Source organism: Pseudoalteromonas sp. OFAV1 (assembly GCF_021532595.1).
Classification (GTDB): Bacteria; Pseudomonadota; Gammaproteobacteria; order Enterobacterales; family Alteromonadaceae; genus Pseudoalteromonas; species Pseudoalteromonas lipolytica_C.
This window is the reverse complement of the sequence record NZ_JAKGBG010000058.1, coordinates 1-21,030: the sequence shown is the minus strand read 5'-3', so window position 1 is coordinate 21,030 and position 21,030 is coordinate 1. Positions and strand designations below refer to the sequence as shown.

Below are 21,030 nucleotides of genomic sequence, written 5' to 3'. Positions count from 1 at the left end.
GCGACAAAAACCGTGGAAATTTTCACGTAGGAACGGCTTCAGCCGTTGAACCTTAGATGTTCGGCGTTAAAACGCCCTTGTAAACTTGTAACTCGATAGCTTTACCCTTTAATCGCGCTAAAGCACGACCTACAAACGCTCGAAACTCGCTAACTTTACTCTTGCAGCTCGTTACTCTCTCAACGCTTATAAAGCGCTTCAATTGTTGCTGAATCAAGCGAATAAGCATTGATCATATAACCTGCTAACGCACCTGATGCATTCTCTGGTAATTCAAGCTTTTGTGATAACGCATACAGTGTAAATTGATATCTGTGAGCGCCATGACCTTCTGGTGGGCAGGCACCGCCAAAGCCTTTAAAACCATAATCATTTGTTATTTGCACACTCCCTTTAGGCAAAGCATTCTTGTCAGCATTTCCAGCACCGCTCGCTAAGCTTGATACTGATTTAGGAATGTTTACAACTTGCCAATGCCACCAGCCACTGCCTGTAGGGGCATCAGGGTCATAAACGGTCAATGCGAATGCTTCAGTCCCTTTCGGAGCATTTTGCCAAGCAAGTTGTGGTGATAGGTTATCGCCGTTACAACCAAATCCCTTGAACTCTTGCGAAGTACTCATAAACTCACCATGAGCAATGTCTTTACTTGTTAAGGTAAAAGACTCAGCGAATGTGGTGCCAGACAAACATAGCAGGAATAATGGCGTGGCAATTTTCAATGTTGATGATTTCATAATATTCTCCGATTAATAAGAATAATCATAATACCTAGCAAAGAGAGATCAAATTACTACCAAAACTGTCAATTATTAGCCTACTTCGCTCATTATTGTTTTACGAAGAGCTGTTGGAGTCGTATTAAACAACAGTTTAAATTTATCTGTGAATCTAGATTGCGACGAAAAACCACATTGCTGCGCAATAACTCCAATAGGCTCTGAGCTGCTTTGAATTAAATGTAGCCCATGGCTTAAACGCGCTTTGTCTTTAATTAACTGAAAACTACTTTCTTCTGCGGTTAACTTTCTTCTGAGTGTAGACTCGCTCATCGCTAAACTAGCTGCAATACTGTTTGCATCCCAATCTCGTGTTAAATCACTGGTGATAATAGTATGTACTTTATGAGTCAGTGTTGGTGGCTCAATAATTGAACCTAAATCTATAAAGCCCTGCAAAAATAACACCTGTAGAAGCTCTTGCCTTCTAATTGGCCATAATTGTGATGGTGTTACTGCAGCCCATTCAATAAATTGTTTTAAGGACATTTGAAGCAAAGAATCTACTTGCCCATTAATGAACTTTTTCTTTGCTCCCGATTGATATTTCAAACACTCAAAGTCTGTGTAATCAAACTCAATCAATAACGCCATATAACCAATATTTTGCGGAATGTTGCGCATGGCGACCTTAGGTGTATTTGCCATAAAGACGAAATCGCCTGCATTGCAGTTAACTTCTTCTGTATCAATTAGTCTTTTACTGCCAGACAACACAACGACAAGTAATGGTTTTGCGATAGGCACATTAACTATGTGCTGTTCATCATTAGCGCAATAAATCGAAAACGGTAAAGACTGATGTTGCTTTACAGTACTTAAACCTATCTCTATCAATTCATTCATAATTTACATTGTTTTTTTTGGACTCGAAGGAACGGATTGGACCGTGATTCTTAGTTATTCGGCGTAAAACGCTACCGGCTAACTTTACACTTTAATCGCGCTAAAGCACGACCTACATAATATCGCGCGAAAAAAGTTTCACGTCTACGGTAGGATACATTAGGTACTAGGGTTTAGGCTCTAGGACGCGATGTAAAATCGCTGCTACTTGTTCGGCGTTAAAACGCCTCCTACAAACTTTACTTTCGCAACTTGCTAACTTTAACCCAATCAGCCAAGCATACTGTTTAACATCATCCCTGGCATTAAAAATACCATTGCAAAAGAAAATGATCCGGTGAGTGCAATTGCAAGACAGCAAAATGCAGTTTGCATTAAAAAGACGTTGGGTTTACCAGAGGCACTTTTTTGAAATGACACATAGGCAAGTAACAGGTTTTCTCTAATTTTTTGAAGGTAAGAACACGCTACTCTGATGATTGGCAAGCTGTACATTGCTAAAAAAGCAAATACAACTTCTATTCCACCAAAATGAAATAACAGTGCAATCTCAGGTGAGAACCAACCAACAATAGCTATCAAGCACCAAAATGCAGCTTTTTGATATTTAGTTAGTTCTTGCCATTTGATCATCGTTTTCTTTGTATTTCCAGTTATATTTAAATTAAGTGAGCAGCTGATTTGTCTAATTTAGTTACATAAGCTTTGAGCTCTGCAAGCTGAAGTTTTTTGCCTTGGTGAGCATTCATCGCTTTGGCAAAATAGCTATTGGCTTGCTGCTGATCACCTGCATGCTCATGAATGATTCCAATTCGAAGATAAGTAAAAGCAAGATTATTTGGGCCTATTTCTGTTTGCAGAGTTTTAGCGCTATCAAGCTCAAGAATTCTTGCAAGTGAATTTAACGCATAGAGCGCACTATCATGTGAGCCATTTATGTACTGAGAATGAGCAAGTTCTAGCTCTTTTTTAAGAAACTCAGCTGTAATTTCATTTGCGTTTGTAGGTACTGCTAACGAGACTAAAGCAGCTAAGGTTAAAACTTTAAACATATTAAACCTCCCTTTAAAATGTGTTTACAGATTAATGAAACTAGATTAACTGGTCAAACTTTATCCACAAGAAAGCAAATTATCAACGAGCTTAATCGCGACCAAAACCAATCAACTTTTTGCCATTTAGGCCATTTTTATGCCATTCGGTTTGCTCTTCACAGAAAATCTGCGCATCTAATTCTTTACTTGGCTCTTCGTTTAGACTGCCTGCAGGAACAAGCAAATAGCTGTTATCTTTTGCAGTGAATGGCAAAGCGGAACCACAGGTTTTACAAAACGCCCGTGATAACGCACGACCAGGGTAATTAAATCGCGTAATGTGCTGTTGGCCTTTTACCCATTCAATAGCATCAGGCGAGGTAAACAAATTTGCGGCATGTGCTGTGCCTGATAATTTTCGACACTGCTCGCAATGACAAAAGAAAAAACGTTTAAAGTTGTCAGTTACTTTGTAGCTTACTTCGCCGCAGCAGCATCCACCAGTAAGTGTTTTAGTCATATCTATCTCCTTATTCGCTAAGCTAAAAATTTATACCCTAAACGATGCGCTATTTAAAAACTTAAGGCAATAAAAAAGGCCATGTTGCGTCTAAAACATGGCCTTTTTGCATTAACAAAACTTAGAAATCTAAGTTTGCTAAAATTTCATCATCAACGTTATTCGATAAGGTCACTTTAAGTTTAGGGGTACGAGCCATTTCACGTTTAATCGCAAAATTAGCTTCTTCGTTACGCGCCCAACTACGACGAGCAATACCGTTATTTACATCAAATAATAGCATAGATTTCAAACGGCGCTCGGCAGCTTCACTACCGTCTAGTAGCATACCAAAACCACCGTTGATCACTTCGCCCCAACCTACACCGCCACCGTTGTGAATAGATACCCAAGTAGCGCCGCGGAAACCATCACCAATTACATTGTGAATCGCCATGTCTGCTGTGAAGCGGCTACCATCATAAATGTTTGATGTTTCACGGAAAGGTGAGTCCGTACCACTTACGTCATGGTGGTCACGCCCAAGTACAACTGGCCCTATCTCGCCACGATTAATGGCATCATTAAAGGCTTTAGCGATTTCAGCGCGGCCTTGTGCGTCAGCATAAAGAATACGAGCTTGCGAGCCAACAACGAGTTTGTTCTGCTTCGCATCTTTGATCCACGTGATGTTGTCTTGCATTTGCTGTTGGATCTCTTCAGGTGAGTCCGCCATGATTTTATTTAAAACGTCTGCAGCAATCGCATCTGTTTTATCAAGATCTTCTGGTTTACCTGACGTGCATACCCAGCGGAACGGGCCAAAGCCGTAGTCAAAACACATTGGGCCAAGAATATCTTGTACGTACGATGGGTATTTAAAATCAATACCATTTTCAGCCATTACATCGCCACCAGCGCGTGATGCTTCTAGCAAGAACGCATTACCGTAATCAAAGAAGTAAGTGCCTTTTGCAGTGTGCTTGTTAACAGCATCAGCGTGGCGTTTAAGTGTCGCTTGTACTTTTTCTTTAAATACTTCTGGCTCTTCACGAATTAAACGATTTGACTCTTCATAGCTGATATCAACCGGGTAGTAACCGCCTGACCATGGGTTATGAAGTGAAGTTTGGTCTGAACCTAAGTGAATGAAAATATCTTCTGCTAAGAAGCTTTCCCATACATCAACCACGTTCCCGATAAAGGCAATTGAAACTACTTCTTCATTTTGCTGAGCCGTACGTACACGCTCAACAAGCTCTGGCATGTTATCGATTAGCTCATCAACCCAACCTTGTTGGTGACGCTTAATAGCCGCCTTAGGGTTAACCTCAGCACATACGGTGATACAGTTAGCAATGTTACCCGCTTTAGGCTGCGCACCACTCATACCACCTAAACCAGCAGTTAAGAAGATCTTACCTTTTGGTGATTCGCCTTTTTCAAGCACTTTACGGAATGCATTCATGACCGTAATAGTTGTTCCGTGAACAATACCCTGTGGGCCAATGTACATAAATGAACCCGCAGTCATTTGACCGTATTGAGTTACACCCAGTGCATTGAATTTTTCCCAATCATCCGGTTTTGAATAGTTCGGGATCATCATACCGTTAGTCACAACCACGCGCGGTGCTTCTACTGATGATGGGAATAACCCCATAGGGTGACCAGAATACATATGAAGCGTTTGATCTTCTTCCATTTCGCTTAAGTACTTCATGGTTAATAAGTACTGCGCCCAGTTTTGGAATACCGCACCGTTACCACCGTAAGTGATAAGCTCTTCTGGGTGCTGTGCTACTGCGGGATCAAGGTTGTTGTCGATCATTAACATGATAGCGGCAGCTTGTTCGCATTTAGCCGGGTAATCGCTGATTGAGCGCGCTTTAAGTTCATAGTTAGGCTTAAAGCGATACATGTAAATACGGCCAAATTGCTTAAGCTCAGCGGCAAATTCAGCGGCTAATTCTTTGTGCCATTCTTTAGGGAAATAACGCAATGCGTTACGAATAGCTAATTGCTTTTCGTCAGCCGATAAAATGTCTTTACGTTTTGGAGCACGGTTTGCATCACTTGGGTACGGTTTTGGCTCTGGTAATACGCTCGGGATACCTTGCTTAATTTGTTCTTGAAAAGTCATTTTTTGCTCCCTAAATTTACTGTGAACGCTTGCGATTTAACAAGTGCAACCATGGCATCAATGTCTGGTTTAAGTAAGCGGTCTTCTTCTAGTTTGGCAACTTTGCTGCGAATGAGCGCAAAGTTTTCTTCAATAATGTCTGAACACTTGTTAGGACGTCTAAATTCGATTGCTTGCGCTGCATACATCAACTCAATAGCAAAGATTTTATCTAGGTTACCTAAAATCTGGTTTAACTTACGACCAGAGATACTCCCCATAGATACGTGATCTTCTTGGCCCATTGATGTCGGTACGCTGTCTGCTGATGGCGGGAAACACAATGACTTATTTTCTGTTACCAGTGCTGCGGTTACATATTGCGGGATCATCATGCCTGAATTTAAGCCTCCCGATGTGGTTAATAAACGTGGTAAGCCGTGTAAACCTTCAAGCAATAAATAACAACGACGATCAGCAATGTTACCAAGCTCAGCCGCAGCAATAGATGCATAATCTAAAGCCATAGCTAATGGTTGACCATGAAAACCACCACCCGAAATCGCTTCTTCCTCACTAATAACAATTGGGTTATCAGTCACTGAGTTCATTTCTATCTCTGCAAGCTCTTTTAAGTGGTAATACGCATTGCGTGACGCACCATGAACTTGAGGAATACAACGCAGTGAATAAGGGTCTTGTACACGATCACAATTGGTATGTGAGGCCATATTCTCAGAATTGGCAAAAAAGCTACGCATACGCGCGGCAACTTCAACGTTACCTTTAAAAGCACGAATAGCATGTAATTCTTCACGGAACGGTGATTGGCTACCTTGCATACCTTCAATGCTCATAGCGCCTGCAATATCTGCAAGGTCTAATAAGTAGCGCATTTTAGTAAGCGCTGTAATGGCGTGCGATAAAATAAACTGAGTACCGTTGATTAACGCAAGACCTTCTTTAGCATGCAGATCAAGCGGCTCTAAGCCATGCTCTTTTAATACCTCTGCCGCGGGTTTGATTGTGTCGTTTACCCAGAACTCGCCTTCACCTAAAAGAGGTAAAAATAGGTGTGATAATGGCGCTAAGTCACCCGATGCGCCAACTGAGCCTTGCTCTGGTACAACCGGGATAATATCTAGTTCAATAAACTTAAGCATACGCTCAACAACGGTTAAACGAATACCTGAAAAACCTTGGCTTAATGCATGTACTTTGGTGATTAGCATTAACTTTGAAATAGGCTTAGCAATTGGCTCACCCACACCAACAGCGTGTGTGATCAATAAGTTCTTTTGTAATAGGTTTGTTTCTTGTGGAGAAATTTGTGTATCACACAGTGGACCAAAGCCCGTATTGATACCATAAATGGCTTTATCTGAGGCAGCCATTTTATCTACGTTTTGGCGGCTTTTATTAATTTTATCAATGGCTTCTTGGCAAAGCTCTGCCTGTAACGTACCGGCTGCAATCGCATTAACGTTATCTATCGTTAATTGGTCAACACCATACTTAAATGTCATTTATAACTCCTAAAAACAGGATTAAGTTTTAATTAGTGGCAGTCTAGCTTGCTCTAGTTGTTTTACAAATGCATAATTATCGTTATTCATTCCAGATTTATCGAACTAAAAGAGCCACTATGCAAGTTCATGATGTAGACCTACGATTATTGCGTGTTTTTGTAGCAATTGTTGAGTGTGGCGGGCTTTCAGCCGCAGAGTCACGTTTGAATATTGGCCGCTCAACGATCAGTGCGCATTTATCAGATTTAGAAGTAAGGCTTGGTATTAAATTATGTAAACGTGGCCGCAGTGGTTTTGAAATTACAGATGCAGGTGCTATTACCTACCAAGCATCAATTGAACTGCTTCAGCAATGCGAAGCCTTTGCTAATACCGTCGCAAGCTCTAAAAACGAGCTATCGGGGCGTTTAAGTATTGCTATGATAGATACCATGGTAAGTGACCCTCGCTGCGCCATTCCCCGCGCAATTGCAAGGTTAAAAGGCAAAGGTAAAAACATTCAGTTTGATATTAACGTCTGTGAAGCCCGTGAGGTAGAAACCGCAGTAGCCAATGGCCGTTCATTAGTGGGTATTGGTGTTAGCCGTCATCATATTCGCGGATTAGATTACACTGCCCTACATAACGAAACTAACTTTTTGTATTGTGCAAAAGGTCACCCACTGTTTGAGTATGAAGACAAACAAATCAATGAGCTTATTAAAGAAGCCGAAGTTATTACCAGTAACTACATGCGAGATAAAGAAAGTAGAAACGATGGCTTAAACTACCAAAACAGTGCGGTAGCCTACCATGATGAAGGTATCGCACATTTGATTTTATCGGGTGAGTTTATTGGTTATTTACCCGACCACTATGCTCAGTTCTGGGTTGATAAAGGCATTTTTAAAGCTATTCAACCAAACAAATATCACTACGATATTCCTGTTGTATTAATAACCTCTAAAACAAATGCCAATTCACCACTCGCAAGCGCCATGATCAAAGAAATCAAAGACTGCTATGGTGTTTAATTCACTTATTGCTAGTTTCGCTATTCTTGAGCTCGATTATTAGTACAGTACTAAACGCGATCAGTGCAAGATTTGTAGTCACCGGATTGAATGCTTCTATCAATAGTGCTGGTTGTAAAAAAGCTACAAACAGTATTAAACCTATTAACGATAAAATATTGACTATATTGATTAAAATTGAACGATAGAAAATAAAAAACAACACCGCAAAGACGATTTCACCAACCCCAGCAGCTCGTGTTATGAGCATTGAAATTTCGGCATTAAAACCAAAACTGGCTGTCATCCGTTGTTCAAGTGGAGAGATATGGATAATTTTTGGGAAAAGGCCATGGTAAAGCCAAGTAAAGCTAATAATAAACCGTGAAATTTGCACTGCCGTTAGATTTTTCATAATACCCTATTAAACGTGTTGTGTGTTCTTTAAAAGAACACACAACAAATAAGTATTATACTGTTGGTTTTCCAAAACGGTTCTCACCTGCATCACCTGCTAGGAAACCATTTTCTATGAGTGCCCAGATCCCACCGATTACAGGAACAAAACCAATTAGTACCCACCAGCCTGATTTATTACGGTCATGCCAGCGTTTAATTTGAATAGCTAGCGAACACCATATAAGTGGCACATATAAGATAAGCATAATTATAGAGATAGCTGATTCGCTACCACCCGAAAGCAATGCGGCAATAAACATTAAAACGAATGAAGCAGCAATCATTCCTAGTACTGAAAACCAATAGGTTTTGCGAGGAATGCGGCCGTTAAAAGAAAATAGTATTTCTTTTACACTAAGGCTTGTTGTTTCTGTTGAAGTTGATACTACATTTGATTCTGGGGCTTGATATACGTTTTCTGACACTGTCATTTCCTTTGAATTGTGTTTTAGTAAACTACTATTATTTGTTAGCTCACTGATTTATAACATTAACTAAACTAGTATTAGCAAGAATAAGATAACATAAATTTAGTTAATTTGGGTACTAATAAATTTCTTAGCTCTTTTTTATGTAACCTTTTACCCTAAGTTAGTAGCTTACAGAGCATAAAAAAAGCACCATGAAGGTGCTTTTAATTAACTCGGTTGTTGCCAATATTTGGCATATAAATTTGGATAGGTTTGTTTTAAATACTTGGCTTTATCTTTAAAGCGTTTACCTTTTGGTTGCTCAAGGCCAGATGGAATAAAAGGTAACTCGTCGTCATTACGTTCTTCGTAAAGCATACCGGCAATTAAATCGTATTCATCTAAATACGGGTAAGGCTGTTCGTTTAAATGATAAACCGGCGTACACTCTGCAATTGAGTCTGGGTTTTCAAGCGCCTTTAAAAACGCCTGTTCACCACGTGAAATAAGCCAACATAAAAACTCAGAGAAACCATAATCGTCATTACAACCGGCCATTACATAAGCGGCACCAAATAAGTCCCAGGTATAGGCTTTGCGCATACGTAGGTTAAACTGCTTATCAAATTCCATCAGCTGTTCGTCAGATAAATCAGCCAGCTTTGCTTTTAATGCATTACAAACCGACTCAGGCTCAGCAGTTTTATCTTCGGCGGTCACGAGTTGCCAAAATTCACTTTCGCTTAAAACACTCATGATAAAATCTCTTTCACGCGCCCTACTTGACCATCATCAAGTTGAACTTTAATGCCATGCGGGTGATTCGGTGATTTAGTTAAAATACGTGACACCACGCCTTGAGTTAACTGACCTGTTCGTTGATCTTGTTTTAATACAATGTTGACTTCGCAGCCAATTGAAATTTGTGAACGCGTAGGCACTGCCATTGCAAAATCTCTTTCAATAATTTTTGCCGATTATAGCTATTTGCGGCTGGCTTACCAAATTAAACCTGTTTGATTGGGCTGTTTTTAAGCAGCTCCTTTGGCAATATCTCATTTAAGCGTTTAATGATAGCATCAGCCTTGCCTTTAATTTGAAAGTCGTAACCTTGGCCGTTGCCATCTAATATGACGGCTAAATAGTTATCAGCAACTTTCAGTTGGGTAATACGGCTTAATTCAAGTGTCTCTTCTTTATCACCATAATAAACCTGCTTAACCGTTAGGCTTGTGTCTGTTGTCGTGAGTGTTTTACTAAGGGCTGTTTTGGCTGCGAATTTTTCTGTTGAGCGATAGGCCTGCACCATAAAACCGATTGCAAATATAAACCCGTTATAAGATACAAGAGTATGTGGGCCTGATTGCACACTATAGACACCGAACCCAACACATAGCACAGCCAGTGCTAAATTTAGAGTAACTAACTTTTTTGAGGTTAAATTCATCATTATTCCTTTAAAAATGAAATTGCTTTTGCATTAATAGCTAAATCTACAGCGCTCAATTCTTTGATAATTAGATTGGTAATTAACTGGGTTTGCTCAGCGGTTAACGGCAGTTCTTTACAATAACAACTTACTTTTAGTGATTGCGGTAGCTTTTTTAGATCAGCTGTATGAGTTAACCATGAAAATTCGTGTACCTGATCTTTTGCTAGTTCACACGCTTGTGTTAACGCAACTCGAATTGCTTTGTCTTGACGTTTTTCAGTTTTGGTCATGTTCTGCTTGTTGTTTTTTAAACTCTTCGTAACTGTCCTGCTGGCGCTTTACACACTCGTGATACTCTTTATCAGCCATATAATTGCATTCACTTAAACGTGCCGATTGAATTTCATGATAACGGGCATCTGAGCTACACGCTGATAAACACACAGCAACAGTCGCGATTACGGCCAATTTTAAAGCATTAAAAAACATTTAATTTCCTTTATGTAGTTATACATTGGTGCTGCATTTTCCTGTATATTGCGTGGGTTTAAATATTATTACCAAAGGGTTCTATATGATGTTGTCGCAGTTACAACAGCTGTTTCAGCGTATCGATAAAAGTAAAATTTTTCAATCATTTGTTATTGCTGTTATTGTTATTTCGGCATTAACAGTCGGGGCACACACCTATTCACTTCATCCAACGGCCGAGCTTGCCTTACATTGGATGGACTTAGGCATCACGGTTTTCTTTTTAGTTGAGCTAGTGATCCGCTTTATTGCAAGCCGGGGCTTTAAAGATTTCTTCAGCAAAGGTTGGAACATTTTCGATTTTATAATCGTAGTTGGTAGCCTTTACCCTGCAGCTGGTTCAACAATTTTTATCGCTCGATTACTGCGTATTTTCCGCGTGTTGCGACTTGTATCAATGATCCCAGAGCTTAGACTGCTGGTTAACTCGCTTTTAAAAGCCATTCCACAAATGGGCTATATCGCCCTACTCATGTTTGTGATCTTCTATATTTATGCCGCTATGGGTAGCATGTTATTTGCTGATATTAACCCGGTATTATGGGGCGATGTATCTATTTCTATGCTCACCCTGTTCAGAATTGCCACGTTTGAAGATTGGACTGATGTTATGTATGAAACTATGGCTGTGTATGAGCTCAGCTGGATTTTCTATCTAACGTTCATCTTCTTAACAGCCTTTGTATTTTTAAACATGATGGTTGGTGCAATTTTAGAAGTTATGTCTGAAGAGCATCGTAACGCCCGCGAAGAGCAAACATCTGATGCCGACATGCCAGCAACCAAAGGGCAAATTGCTCAGCTACAAGCTGAAATGGCCGAACTCAAACAACTATTGAAAGAAAAGCAGTAAGGTTTTTAGCTATTAGGCGCTAGGACCTAGACCCTAGCGCCTGCATTTTAAAACTTATTAATATCAAGCAGCTTTTTGCAATCTAACTCAACCTGAATATTTACGAGCCAACTCTATAATCTCTTCTTTTATAGCTTTCACTTGTTCTTGAGCAGCTGGATGCTCTAGCAAACCCAATTCAATAATGCCTGTGCATTTATTTATAAATGTTTCAGTAGAATTATTTTTCGGTATAAAAATTACATATGCAAACCCAGGCATCAAACTTGGTGTACAACCACCTGGTTTAAGCAATATATTTTTAGGTATAGATTTATTAGCCGATAGAGTGTCAGTTAAATCAAAATCAACTTTAACGTTATTAGTCTCAGAGGTTTTTATTAGTTTTAAATTTGTGACCTTGATTAAGTGAACTGACTTAGATGTTTCGTAAAAATGTTCTAATGAATACCCACAATTACAAGCAATAGCTGAAAATGATTCAAAGCTGAGTAAAAAAAAGCACCCGCCAAACAATTCTTTTTAATGTCATTAAGCCCTTCATTTAACCTCAAAGCATTTATTTAAATTCATTAATTACTCTCAAAATAAGCTTGATATCTGGCCTTCTGCTATTTTTGTATGACATATAAACAATTCAAAAGGCATACCAATATACATACCTTGATGAGCAGATGAATCCAACACTTCTATAAATATATCAGCAGTTTCTCCATCAAAGAACTCTTTACCCTCTTCAAAAATAAGTCTACAGCTGGTATCAACACGGTTCAAATACGAAATTCGAGTGTAACAACCACTTCCAGTATATCTAAATGCATGAGGGGGGCGTTTTATGACTAAGAATGTAACTTTTGCTGAAATATTCATTACATATCACCCTCTTTTTTCTACTTTCCATGGTGGGTTTAAGCGGTTTTCTCCGGCCCAATACAATTTAATTTTATTCCCTGATGGGTCTTTTAGAATTGCTTCTGTCCATAAATAACGCTGGGCGGTTGGTGGCTGTTCAAAACTAATGCCTTTTTCAACAAGGCTTGCATAAAGCTCATCGAGCTGCTCATGTTCAAAATAAATGACCGCATCATTACTAAACTCTTCAGTTTCTAATGACAACGAAAATGTGGCATCACCATCTGGACATTGAAAGCGTGCGTAATGCGGGGTATCCACAATCTGAATCATTCCTAATGTTAAATAAAAGGCCACCGCTTCGTTCATATCCTTTACAGGCAACGTCACCTGATTGAGATTCATTAGTCACTCCAATGTAATGCTTTATTCGTTGCTTCAGCATATCGCGTTCATTAAATTAAGCAAAAGATAAGTGACGAAAGTAAAGTTAGCGAGTTTCAAGTTTCAAGGAGGAAAGTTAGAAAGCTACAAGGTGAAAGTTTGTAGGAGGCGTTTTAACGCCGAACATCTAAATTCACGGCTGAAGCCGTTCCTACGTGATTCGTCGTGGGCGTGAAACTTGTTTCGCGCGTTTGTAGGTCGTGCTTTAGCGCGTAATTTGAAAAATGTTCAAGGTTTTGTCGCCATAAATGACGACCTACACCAATATCACCTTTCGGCTTGGGAGCCGTTTCAAAGCCTAATATTATATTGCTCACGGCTAAAGCCATTCCTACACAAGTTCCATATGCAATATTGGAAAAGGCTTGCCCATATCATCTGAAGGGGAACGTGAGGCAACTTTAAAACCCATGTGCTGATAAAACCCAACTGCAAGTGGGTTTTGCTCATTTACATCCACTTTGTTGGCAGCTAATTGCTCAATTGCATAGTTCAGAAGTGCTTTACCAACCCCCTTACCTCTTGCGGCATCTAAAATGAACAGCATTTCTATTTTGCTATCGTGTACACCAACAAAGCCTAAAATTGTTTTATGTTCACTCTTAATGCACTTTAAAGTTACGTTGGGAAAAGCTTGCTCAATAATAATTGGCTTAAAAAAGGCGATGTCGTCTTCTGTTATAAAATCATGGGTCGCTCGTACTGAGTTTTCCCACACATCAAGTAGCTCTGGATAATCATCAGAGTTCACACTTTCTATTTTCACTTTAATCCTTTTTTATCATCAAGTACTTTATGTAGTTCGGTTAATGATAAAGATTTATAAAAGTACCAACCTTGGACTTGATGATCAGAATTATATTCTTTTATAAAGCTGTATTCTTCAACCGTCTCAACACCTTCAAAAATGACCAGACGATTTAGATTTGAAACCAGAGACATGATGGCTAATACCATATCCTTTTTGAATTCATCTGTGATCGATTGGGTAAGTATTTTATCAATTTTAATGATATCGAAGTTAATCTCTGTCAGCCAAACAAGGTTAGATACTCCGGTTCCAAAATCATCAAGTGCTATGACGAAGCCAAAATCTTTTGCCCTTGTCGCAAAATCAGATAACTCTTTTAGAGGCAAACCTATACGCTCCGTTATTTCAATTTTAACTTGCTGAGGTTTTATCTGATACCTAACACAAAGCTTATTCAAGCGGTCTAAATATTCTGGAGTCTGAATTTCATAAGCATTTACATTAATAGCAACTGTGAATTCTGGGTCACGATGCAAAATCGGGGAAAGCTCTATAAATGCTCGTTTAACTGAGTCATATGCTAACTTTGAGTACAAACCTAACTGCTCTGCAATACTCAAAAATAGTTCAGGTGATACGTTTCCATGAACCGCGTCTTTCCACCTAACCAAGCTCTCAACACCGACAATTTTACAATTTTTTAATTCAATAATTGGTTGATACTCTAAATATAAATCGCCGCTTTGAATGGCCTTACGCAGCCTAAACTCGATTGAATGATTCTTATCTAAAAATGAAATAATAGAGTAAGCAATTAAAAAGCTGACTAACCCGATCAAACAAATAAGTAATGCAGATACATACACAGGTAAATAAAGTAATCCAGGACGATTATTCGTTGTTTCAACACAGTATTGAAACTTTTTACTACATATTTCTAATACCTGAGATTTCAAAAAAGTATTGTTTTTTAATTGGTACTGCGACGAGTAATTATGAAAAGTATGCTGCTTATTTTTTGACACAATTTTATAAGAAAACCCCTTATCTAAATGATCAAAACTCTTAAAAGGCTGATTGATAGTAAAAGCAATAACGTTATCTTTTTTTGTAATGTCATATTTAGCCGGAACAGGGAAAATACCACCAACTTTAGCAGCAAATTGATAACCAGAAGGTGAATGATAAAAAACCCCTTCAAGTAAAAAAGGAGCGTCTAATAATCCCCAGTTAGCTGAACACAAAACCCTATCATCAAAAATCAATCCTAAATCATGGGTGTATTCATATTTTGAAAGAATTATACGAAGTTCGTTTATTGTCGTTGCATCACACTGACTCGGGGATATAGCAGAAACATCTCGCATCGAAGCCGCTAAATCACTCGATATGCTTTCTGCTTTTAATAATAAAGAATTGGCAAACTGTTTTTGGTAATTTAGTTGTAGATAACTAACAATGAGGTGAAAGGAAAAGATAAAAAAACCATGATAAAAACTATATAGATAGTTTGTTTATTATTGTTTGTCTTTAATGTTTTTCCTTTCATGCGTAACTTATCTTTTAGTTATATTATTACAAAAACTAAACCTTAATTACCATTAAATCAACAAATTCCAATAAAAAAGGAACAGAAAATCTGTTCCTGATATAGAAAATGCATTTTGACCCAATTTTAACTACACCTTAAACTTACCGACTAGGTCGGTAAGTAGATGAGATAGCTGATTCAACCGCTCGCCATTTTCACGCGCTCCCTGTGCAATATCACTAACATCGTCAGCGGCGTTTTTAATTTCTACAACATTACGATTAATATCTTCAGCTACGTGCTGTTGTTCTTCGGCTGCGGTCGCTATTTGTGTGTTTAAATCACTTATATTAACGATTGAAGCAGTAATTTCGCTAAATTGCTGCTGTGCAGAATGCGCCAACTCAACTGTTTTATTTGTGCGGTTCAAGCTGGTTGTCATTTCTTTAGACACCTGATCAGACATCTTGCGCAACGTATCGAGTTGACTTGCTATTTCTTCTGTTGACTCTGATGTTCTTTGCGATAGCGCTCGGACCTCGTCTGCAACAACAGCAAATCCTCGACCATGGTCACCGGCACGTGCAGCCTCAATAGCAGCATTTAGCGCTAATAAATTAGTTTGTTCAGCAATGCCACGTATAACACTGAGAATCGACATGATATTTTCACTTTCAGCATCGAGTTGGTTTATATCTTGAGTTGCTTTGGTGATCACTTCTGACAAAGATACAACGCTATCAACCGTCTCAGTAATAACACTTTGTCCAAGTTCAGAGGCTTGTTGAGTTTGCGAAGCAAGTTCGGCTGCATTTGCACAACTGGCAGAAACCTCATTTGCTGTTGCCGCCATTTCATTAATAGCTGTTGCCGCCATTTCAAGAGCTTGCTGTTGTTGAGATGTTGAACCCGATAATTGAGAAGCTTGTGACGAGGTGTGTGCAGAAGTCTCACTAACATTCTGTGCGCAGTCATTAATTTGCTTAACCAAGTCCGAAATCAAGTTTAAAAATAAATTAAAGCTGTTTGCTAGTTTTGCTGTTTCATCGCGTGTTTTAATAACTAAACGCTTAGTTAAATCACCTCCACCTTGGGATATCTCCGTAAGGCCATCACTTACCTCAACAATTGGTGCAGAAATTAATTTAGAAATATAGCTAGCAACAAGAATGAATACAGCAATCAGAATTGCACTGATGACTAAAATGGTAATAGTCGTTGCGTTTGCTGCACTCATTACTTCAGATTTTTCAACTAGACCGATAAATTTCCAGCCTAGCTTTTGCGAAGTATAAATATTAGCCAAGTAATCTTTGCCATTAATGTCTATTTCAAACTGACCATGATTGTTATTGGCAAGCTGTTTGTATTTACCATTATCAATCTGGCTTAATTGTTTAAACCGATAATCAGCATTTTTAACATCAACCAGCACATTGCCACTATCTTCAATCAGCATTAGATAGCCGGTTTCACCAAGTTTAATGTTAGCAATAATATCTGTAAGGCCCTGCAAAGAGACGTCCATGCCCTGTACGCCAATAAACTCGCCAGCTTGTTTAATGGCTTTTACTGTGGACACTATAACCATGTCATCTGCCGCCCAATAATAGGCATTGGTTCTTACTGTTTTTCCATTTGCTGCTTTACCCGTTTTATACCAAGGCCTAACTCTTGGGTCATAATTTGCTGTCACTTCACCCTCTGGCCATTGAATATAACCACCTTGCTCGTTCCCCATGTAGATGTAAGCAAGGCCTGGATGGGTTTTGCCAAAATGATCAAATAAGTTAAATGCGGTTTTTTCTGTGTTACTGCCATTTGCGTGATCAAGTTTCACTGAATTAGGCGATTGCATATGGGTTTTAACGCCTTGCTCGGCGTCTAAAATAGCGGAATGAGAAGCAAGATAATCGACGTTTTTCTCTATTTCGTCAAAAAACATACTAATGCCGTTATCGACTTGTCTCGCCTCTCGTTCGCTTAGTTCAGCGAAATTATCTAATGCCTGCTGTCTTAATTGAGTAATGACTAAAACGGCAATAATTATAAGAGGAAGCGCAATGGCCGATGCAAAAGATAACTTTAATTTTTTAGAAATGTTCATGGAGAGTTCTCAGCTAGGTACTTACGAAAATATAGTTAATCACTTAACTTTCAGCAAGCTATTTAACTTATATTCAATACAACTAAACCACCATTGATAGATTAATAAAATAAGCAATAAGAATTGATATGTACCTACACTTTATATTGACACAAACTTGTAATGTACTAACTTTAAATATTGTGATTAACACGATTTTAACAACAATGGACTTAGCGGTTTCCAACCAATTGGCAGCATTTGCAGGAAGCAAAATTGCTGCCTATTCTTCTCTTGATTTAATAAACAGCAGTGCAGTATAGATAGTATTAAAACAACTTAGCGTAGTAAGTGTTACTGAATCGATAAATCAGCTAGCGTCTAGATTGCCTATCCCTACCCCATATTTAAGCATATAGCTAAGTAAGGCCTGAGCATCTGGGTGTTTATCTGCTTTTAACCCTGTTACAACACCTTGTTGATCTTCATCCGATTTATGCTGGCCTAACTTCTCTTTTGCCTGAATTGAGTCAAGTTCAATTTTAATACCCACTATGCCACGTAATAACTTTGCTTGGTAATCGGCTGGCAACAAACTAGTGTCGTTTAAAATACTCGGCTCGTATTGGCTAATTAGCTCATCGAGGCATGCTAAGGTGTTGTCATCATCGAGGTACTCTACTTTCCCAATGGCATGAACCGCAGCGTAGTTCCAAGTCGATACAGCAGGTTTTTCTGCATACCAAGTGGGTGAAATATAACTATGCGGGCCATTAAAAACCACTAATACACGCGTATCTTGCAAGCTTTTACCATGACGATTCGCTCGTGACACATGACCATATAAAGTGCCCAACTCGCCTTCATCAGGTTTATAAACTAAAGGCAAATGTGTTGCCTCAAATTCACTATCAACCATCAATGCAAAGCTGTAGTTTTTGATAAACTGCGACACTCGCTCTGGTGTCATTTTCCATTTATTGGGGGTGTGCATTACTTTCCTTTAGTGCTAAAAAAGGCCAGCAAACTGCTAGCCTTAATATTGAAATGTGTAATTAATGTTGGCCATCAACAATAATGCGTAACATGCGACGAAGTGGCTCTGCAGCACCCCATAACAATTGGTCACCAACCGTAAACGCACTGATATATTCAGGGCCCATCACTAATTTACGAATACGACCTACCGGAATAGACAAGGTACCGGTTACTTTTACAGGTGTTAAGTCTGTTGCAGTAATGTCACGATCATTCGGGATCACTTTCACCCACTCGTTGTGAGAGGCAAGGATCTCTTCAATTTTCTCAACGCTAATATCTTTGCGTAGCTTAATTGTCATTGCTTGCGAATGACAACGCATTGCACCAATGCGCACACATAAACCATCAACAGGGATAGGCTGCTGGCTGCTACCTAAAATTTTGTTCGCTTCTACCTGCGCTTTCCATTCTTCTTTACTCTGACCGCTTGGCATTGGTACATCAATCCAAGGGATAAGGCTACCAGCTAAAGGCACACCAAACTGATCTTGTGGCAAATCGCTTGAGGCAATTTTTTCGGTAACTAATTTATCAATTTCAAGAATCGCAGCATTAGGATCAGCAAGTTTGTCTGCCACTGTTTCGTGAATTGCACCCATTTGCGCAATTAACTCTTTCATGTTGCGTGCACCAGCACCTGAAGCGGCTTGATATGTCATTGGGCTAACCCACTCAATCAAGTCTTGTTCAAATAAACCGCCTAGCGCTAGCAGCATCAATGATACAGTACAGTTACCACCCACATAGGTTTTAACACCTTGCTCTAAGCCTTGATCAATCACGTCTTTATTGACTGGATCAAGAACAATAATGCTATCGTCACTCATACGCAGTGCCGATGCTGCGTCAATCCAGTAACCTTGCCAACCTGATTCGCGTAATTGCGGGTAAACGGCTTTGGTATAGTCACCGCCTTGGCAAGTGACAATAATGTCCATCTTCGCAAGCTCAGCGATATCATTAGCATCTAAAAGCGGTTTAGCAGGACCCGCAAGATCAGGACCTAATTGACCGGTTTGTGAGGTGGTGAAAAAAGTGGTGTCGATTTTAGAAAAATCATTTTCTTGTTGCATACGATCTAATAACACAGAGCCAACCATGCCCCGCCATCCGACTAATCCTACTTTTTTCATTGTTTGTTCCACTGTTTGATTCATTCCAATTACCTAAACTGTTAAAAATTAAAGTCCATTGCGTGAGAGTTTAATTTTTACAGGGATAATCTAGCATTGCGGCCAAAGCAAAACCAGCGCAAACCGAGTAACATCAAAATTTTTCATCATCGTATTAGCGGACAAGCATCTGGTAGCACCATGTTTAGCGCACCAGCATGCACTTCAAAACGTTGTTGTTTTGAAGTGATTGGCTCGCCATCTAAGTTTATTGGCATTTCTGTTTGTGTTTGCCATTCAAGCCATGGCACTTGAAAACGTTTTACCCACTGTTGTGATGAATTAGGATAATTGCTGAGCTCTTCTATAACCGCTGGTACATCTGAAATTGCAAATGATGTAAACGCCACTAAATCAACCAAGCCATCGTTTATGTATGCATGTGGTGAAAGTTGCTGACCACCACCCGCTTGGCGGCCGTTACACACGGCAGCAGCAATAATATCGCCCGAAGTTCGCTCACCATCAGGGAGGGTAAGCTCGCCACTGTAAGGTACAAAGCTCAGCGCTTGAACAAGCCCTGCCAAGGTATATGCGCCACCACCGAGTAAGTTTTTCAGTGCAGGTGGTGTGGTTGCGGTAATTTTTGCCCCAAAGCCCGCACTGGCTACGTTTACAAAATAACGCTTATCAACCTCAACTGTATCAATTGCATACGGCTGACCCTGTGCGGCAAGTTCAAGTGCTGGCAAGTACCCGTCAGGAATCTTAGCGGCTGTGGCAAAATCATTTGCCGTGCCCATAGGTAAAATAGCAAGCTCTAAACGCTGTGATTTTTCCATTTTCATTAATGCATTAACGGCTTCATTAACAGTGCCATCGCCACCAGCCACAACAACACGTTTCACGCCTTCGTCAGCGGCCTCATTAATAAAGCGCTCAATGTCACCCCCTTCATAGGTAACACGCACAGCAAGAGACTGACTGGCTCGAAATTGACTAATTGCTTCACGAAGCTGCTCATCAGCCGCTTTTTTGCCATTTAAAATTAATCGTAAGTCCATTTTTAATCCCTGTTTAACACTTAGAACTACCATAACACGCAATGGTTTATACAAAAAAGCCCTGCTATTGCAGGGCTAAATCAACGTTAGGATTTATTATTGTATCCTTCCTTGGGGAGTTTAATTAAAACTCGTAGCTGAAGCCTAAGCTAAACTTAGTGCCTTCTTCTTTCTTCCAAAGTGATAAACCTTCTTGCTCAATTTCTTTATCTTGACCAAGGATGTTTTCAATTTTGAACTTCACTTTTGTGTTAAAGTTCGGGAAGTAAGAGTAAACTAAATCAAGCGAATGGAATGGCTTCTCTTCTGCATCTTCATTACCGCGAGTACCCGGTACAATAATACGCGGTCCAAACACGTTATATACAAGCGATGTCGAGTGGAAACCATCAGCAGAGTCATAACCCATCTGTAAGTTTGCTACCCACTCAGAGTGACCCACTAAACGGCGCTCATCGTTAGTAACAATGTTAGACACTGTATCTGCATCAAGTGCATCTTTTAATTGCTGCTCAAACAACGAATCAACGCCGTCAGAATCATCAATACCTAGTTTCACACTTGAGTCAGATAGCGTAACGTTACCCGACAAGAACACACTCGACCAATCGGCACTGATAAAACTGAAATCAGTCAAGAAATCAACTTCAATACCCGTTAACT

The 21,030-nt window shown here is 39.5% G+C and carries 26 protein-coding genes and 1 pseudogene; 2 read left to right on the top strand and 25 right to left on the bottom strand.

Annotated features, from left to right (window positions below; all coding sequences use genetic code 11):
* Positions 1 to 179 precede the first annotated feature (179 nt).
* From L1267_RS21015 to hutH, 7 genes are all read right to left on the bottom strand, one after another.
* Positions 180 to 737: a YbhB/YbcL family Raf kinase inhibitor-like protein gene (locus tag L1267_RS21015; RefSeq protein ID WP_328248488.1), complete on the bottom strand. Its 558-nt coding sequence runs from the start codon at positions 735 to 737 to the stop codon at positions 180 to 182.
* Between the two features lie 75 nt (positions 738 to 812).
* The gene (locus tag L1267_RS21010; protein ID WP_235384014.1) at positions 813 to 1,625 is read right to left on the bottom strand and encodes a helix-turn-helix transcriptional regulator; all 813 of its coding nucleotides are present in this window, start codon (positions 1,623 to 1,625) and stop codon (positions 813 to 815) included.
* 270 nt (positions 1,626 to 1,895) lie between these two features.
* Complete coding sequence (locus tag L1267_RS21005) at positions 1,896 to 2,258, bottom strand: hypothetical protein (protein WP_138558673.1); 363 nt, start codon at positions 2,256 to 2,258, stop codon at positions 1,896 to 1,898.
* A 26-nt stretch (positions 2,259 to 2,284) separates the two neighbouring features.
* The gene (locus L1267_RS21000; RefSeq protein ID WP_235384013.1) at positions 2,285 to 2,677 is read right to left on the bottom strand and encodes a hypothetical protein; all 393 of its coding nucleotides are present in this window, start codon (positions 2,675 to 2,677) and stop codon (positions 2,285 to 2,287) included.
* A gap of 91 nt (positions 2,678 to 2,768) precedes the next feature.
* A complete protein-coding gene (locus tag L1267_RS20995) occupies positions 2,769 to 3,179 on the bottom strand; it encodes a GFA family protein (RefSeq protein WP_138558675.1) in 411 nt (136 codons plus the stop codon).
* A 121-nt stretch (positions 3,180 to 3,300) separates the two neighbouring features.
* Positions 3,301 to 5,301 (bottom strand): urocanate hydratase, encoded by a 2,001-nt coding sequence (locus L1267_RS20990; protein ID WP_235384012.1) that lies wholly within the window; start codon positions 5,299 to 5,301, stop codon positions 3,301 to 3,303.
* Positions 5,298 to 6,806 carry a histidine ammonia-lyase gene (gene hutH / locus L1267_RS20985; RefSeq protein WP_235384011.1) on the bottom strand — a complete coding sequence of 503 codons (1,509 nt, stop codon included), beginning with the start codon at positions 6,804 to 6,806 and terminating at the stop codon, positions 5,298 to 5,300. The genes L1267_RS20990 and hutH overlap by 4 nt, the downstream gene beginning before the upstream one ends.
* A gap of 119 nt (positions 6,807 to 6,925) precedes the next feature.
* Here hutH and L1267_RS20980 point away from each other — a divergent pair, with 119 nt between their 5' ends.
* Positions 6,926 to 7,822: a LysR family transcriptional regulator gene (locus L1267_RS20980; protein WP_235384010.1), complete on the top strand. Its 897-nt coding sequence runs from the start codon at positions 6,926 to 6,928 to the stop codon at positions 7,820 to 7,822.
* A 1-nt stretch (position 7,823) separates the two neighbouring features.
* Here L1267_RS20980 and L1267_RS20975 read toward each other — a convergent pair whose 3' ends face one another.
* The 7 genes from L1267_RS20975 to L1267_RS20945 form a co-directional block, all read right to left on the bottom strand.
* Positions 7,824 to 8,216, bottom strand: a complete 393-nt coding sequence (locus tag L1267_RS20975) for a DoxX-like family protein (RefSeq protein ID WP_235384009.1) — start codon at positions 8,214 to 8,216, stop codon at positions 7,824 to 7,826.
* A 55-nt stretch (positions 8,217 to 8,271) separates the two neighbouring features.
* Positions 8,272 to 8,685 (bottom strand): DUF805 domain-containing protein, encoded by a 414-nt coding sequence (locus tag L1267_RS20970; RefSeq protein WP_199527695.1) that lies wholly within the window; start codon positions 8,683 to 8,685, stop codon positions 8,272 to 8,274.
* A 213-nt stretch (positions 8,686 to 8,898) separates the two neighbouring features.
* The gene (locus L1267_RS20965) at positions 8,899 to 9,426 is read right to left on the bottom strand and encodes a DUF4240 domain-containing protein (protein WP_235384008.1); all 528 of its coding nucleotides are present in this window, start codon (positions 9,424 to 9,426) and stop codon (positions 8,899 to 8,901) included.
* Entirely contained in the window at positions 9,423 to 9,617 is a 195-nt protein-coding gene (locus L1267_RS20960) for a YwbE family protein (protein WP_036971837.1), read from the bottom strand. Before L1267_RS20960 ends, L1267_RS20965 begins: the two co-directional genes overlap by 4 nt.
* Before the next feature lie 59 nt (positions 9,618 to 9,676).
* Positions 9,677 to 10,117, bottom strand: a complete 441-nt coding sequence (locus tag L1267_RS20955; RefSeq protein ID WP_135926473.1) for a hypothetical protein — start codon at positions 10,115 to 10,117, stop codon at positions 9,677 to 9,679.
* A 2-nt stretch (positions 10,118 to 10,119) separates the two neighbouring features.
* Entirely contained in the window at positions 10,120 to 10,392 is a 273-nt protein-coding gene (locus L1267_RS20950) for a hypothetical protein (protein WP_135926472.1), read from the bottom strand.
* A complete protein-coding gene (locus L1267_RS20945) occupies positions 10,379 to 10,591 on the bottom strand; it encodes a hypothetical protein (RefSeq protein WP_235384007.1) in 213 nt (70 codons plus the stop codon). Before L1267_RS20945 ends, L1267_RS20950 begins: the two co-directional genes overlap by 14 nt.
* Before the next feature lie 88 nt (positions 10,592 to 10,679).
* Between L1267_RS20945 and L1267_RS20940 the strand changes: the two genes are divergently transcribed.
* Positions 10,680 to 11,486: an ion transporter gene (locus L1267_RS20940; RefSeq protein WP_171040467.1), complete on the top strand. Its 807-nt coding sequence runs from the start codon at positions 10,680 to 10,682 to the stop codon at positions 11,484 to 11,486.
* 87 nt (positions 11,487 to 11,573) lie between these two features.
* Here L1267_RS20940 and L1267_RS20935 read toward each other — a convergent pair whose 3' ends face one another.
* From L1267_RS20935 to L1267_RS20885, 11 genes and pseudogenes are all read right to left on the bottom strand, one after another.
* Positions 11,574 to 12,002: a hypothetical protein gene (locus L1267_RS20935; protein ID WP_235384006.1), complete on the bottom strand. Its 429-nt coding sequence runs from the start codon at positions 12,000 to 12,002 to the stop codon at positions 11,574 to 11,576.
* 66 nt (positions 12,003 to 12,068) lie between these two features.
* Positions 12,069 to 12,356, bottom strand: coding sequence for a hypothetical protein (locus tag L1267_RS20930; RefSeq protein WP_199527701.1), 288 nt, complete (start codon positions 12,354 to 12,356; stop codon positions 12,069 to 12,071).
* A 6-nt stretch (positions 12,357 to 12,362) separates the two neighbouring features.
* Positions 12,363 to 12,743, bottom strand: a complete 381-nt coding sequence (locus L1267_RS20925; RefSeq protein WP_199527702.1) for a VOC family protein — start codon at positions 12,741 to 12,743, stop codon at positions 12,363 to 12,365.
* Between the two features lie 152 nt (positions 12,744 to 12,895).
* Positions 12,896 to 13,099 (bottom strand): hypothetical protein, encoded by a 204-nt coding sequence (locus tag L1267_RS20920; RefSeq protein ID WP_199527703.1) that lies wholly within the window; start codon positions 13,097 to 13,099, stop codon positions 12,896 to 12,898.
* A gap of 14 nt (positions 13,100 to 13,113) precedes the next feature.
* Positions 13,114 to 13,548: a GNAT family N-acetyltransferase gene (locus L1267_RS20915; RefSeq protein ID WP_235384005.1), complete on the bottom strand. Its 435-nt coding sequence runs from the start codon at positions 13,546 to 13,548 to the stop codon at positions 13,114 to 13,116.
* Complete coding sequence (locus L1267_RS23785; RefSeq protein ID WP_328248491.1) at positions 13,545 to 14,993, bottom strand: EAL domain-containing protein; 1,449 nt, start codon at positions 14,991 to 14,993, stop codon at positions 13,545 to 13,547. The genes L1267_RS20915 and L1267_RS23785 overlap by 4 nt, the downstream gene beginning before the upstream one ends.
* Positions 14,994 to 15,212: 219 nt before the next feature.
* On the bottom strand, positions 15,213 to 17,171 hold the full coding sequence (locus L1267_RS20905) for a methyl-accepting chemotaxis protein (protein ID WP_138558685.1): 1,959 nt from the start codon (positions 17,169 to 17,171) through the stop codon (positions 15,213 to 15,215).
* 349 nt (positions 17,172 to 17,520) lie between these two features.
* Positions 17,521 to 18,144 (bottom strand): FMN-binding negative transcriptional regulator, encoded by a 624-nt coding sequence (locus L1267_RS20900; RefSeq protein ID WP_138558686.1) that lies wholly within the window; start codon positions 18,142 to 18,144, stop codon positions 17,521 to 17,523.
* A 61-nt stretch (positions 18,145 to 18,205) separates the two neighbouring features.
* Entirely contained in the window at positions 18,206 to 19,348 is a 1,143-nt protein-coding gene (gene asd / locus L1267_RS20895; protein WP_235384004.1) for an aspartate-semialdehyde dehydrogenase, read from the bottom strand.
* A 122-nt stretch (positions 19,349 to 19,470) separates the two neighbouring features.
* Entirely contained in the window at positions 19,471 to 20,367 is an 897-nt protein-coding gene (yegS, locus tag L1267_RS20890) for a lipid kinase YegS (protein ID WP_138558688.1), read from the bottom strand.
* A 124-nt stretch (positions 20,368 to 20,491) separates the two neighbouring features.
* A pseudogene (locus tag L1267_RS20885) lies at positions 20,492 to 21,030 on the bottom strand (TonB-dependent receptor domain-containing protein); the annotation flags it as partial.

Bases quoted from the DNA above. Each gene is read 5' to 3' on its own strand.
- L1267_RS21015 (WP_328248488.1), bottom strand. From the start codon at position 737: ATGAAATCATCAACATTGAAAATTGCCACGCCATTATTCCTGCTATGT.
- L1267_RS21010 (WP_235384014.1), bottom strand. From the start codon at position 1,625: ATGAATGAATTGATAGAGATAGGTTTAAGTACTGTAAAGCAACATCAG.
- L1267_RS21005 (WP_138558673.1), bottom strand. From the start codon at position 2,258: ATGATCAAATGGCAAGAACTAACTAAATATCAAAAAGCTGCATTTTGG.
- L1267_RS21000 (WP_235384013.1), bottom strand. From the start codon at position 2,677: ATGTTTAAAGTTTTAACCTTAGCTGCTTTAGTCTCGTTAGCAGTACCT.
- L1267_RS20995 (WP_138558675.1), bottom strand. From the start codon at position 3,179: ATGACTAAAACACTTACTGGTGGATGCTGCTGCGGCGAAGTAAGCTAC.
- L1267_RS20990 (WP_235384012.1), bottom strand. From the start codon at position 5,301: ATGACTTTTCAAGAACAAATTAAGCAAGGTATCCCGAGCGTATTACCA.
- hutH (WP_235384011.1), bottom strand. From the start codon at position 6,806: ATGACATTTAAGTATGGTGTTGACCAATTAACGATAGATAACGTTAAT.
- L1267_RS20980 (WP_235384010.1), top strand. From the start codon at position 6,926: ATGCAAGTTCATGATGTAGACCTACGATTATTGCGTGTTTTTGTAGCA.
- L1267_RS20975 (WP_235384009.1), bottom strand. From the start codon at position 8,216: ATGAAAAATCTAACGGCAGTGCAAATTTCACGGTTTATTATTAGCTTT.
- L1267_RS20965 (WP_235384008.1), bottom strand. From the start codon at position 9,426: ATGAGTGTTTTAAGCGAAAGTGAATTTTGGCAACTCGTGACCGCCGAA.
- L1267_RS20960 (WP_036971837.1), bottom strand. From the start codon at position 9,617: ATGGCAGTGCCTACGCGTTCACAAATTTCAATTGGCTGCGAAGTCAAC.
- L1267_RS20955 (WP_135926473.1), bottom strand. From the start codon at position 10,117: ATGAATTTAACCTCAAAAAAGTTAGTTACTCTAAATTTAGCACTGGCT.
- L1267_RS20950 (WP_135926472.1), bottom strand. From the start codon at position 10,392: ATGACCAAAACTGAAAAACGTCAAGACAAAGCAATTCGAGTTGCGTTA.
- L1267_RS20945 (WP_235384007.1), bottom strand. From the start codon at position 10,591: ATGTTTTTTAATGCTTTAAAATTGGCCGTAATCGCGACTGTTGCTGTG.
- L1267_RS20940 (WP_171040467.1), top strand. From the start codon at position 10,680: ATGTTGTCGCAGTTACAACAGCTGTTTCAGCGTATCGATAAAAGTAAA.
- L1267_RS20930 (WP_199527701.1), bottom strand. From the start codon at position 12,356: ATGAATATTTCAGCAAAAGTTACATTCTTAGTCATAAAACGCCCCCCT.
- L1267_RS20925 (WP_199527702.1), bottom strand. From the start codon at position 12,743: ATGAATCTCAATCAGGTGACGTTGCCTGTAAAGGATATGAACGAAGCG.
- L1267_RS20905 (WP_138558685.1), bottom strand. From the start codon at position 17,171: ATGAACATTTCTAAAAAATTAAAGTTATCTTTTGCATCGGCCATTGCG.
- L1267_RS20900 (WP_138558686.1), bottom strand. From the start codon at position 18,144: ATGCACACCCCCAATAAATGGAAAATGACACCAGAGCGAGTGTCGCAG.
- asd (WP_235384004.1), bottom strand. From the start codon at position 19,348: ATGAATCAAACAGTGGAACAAACAATGAAAAAAGTAGGATTAGTCGGA.
- yegS (WP_138558688.1), bottom strand. From the start codon at position 20,367: ATGGACTTACGATTAATTTTAAATGGCAAAAAAGCGGCTGATGAGCAG.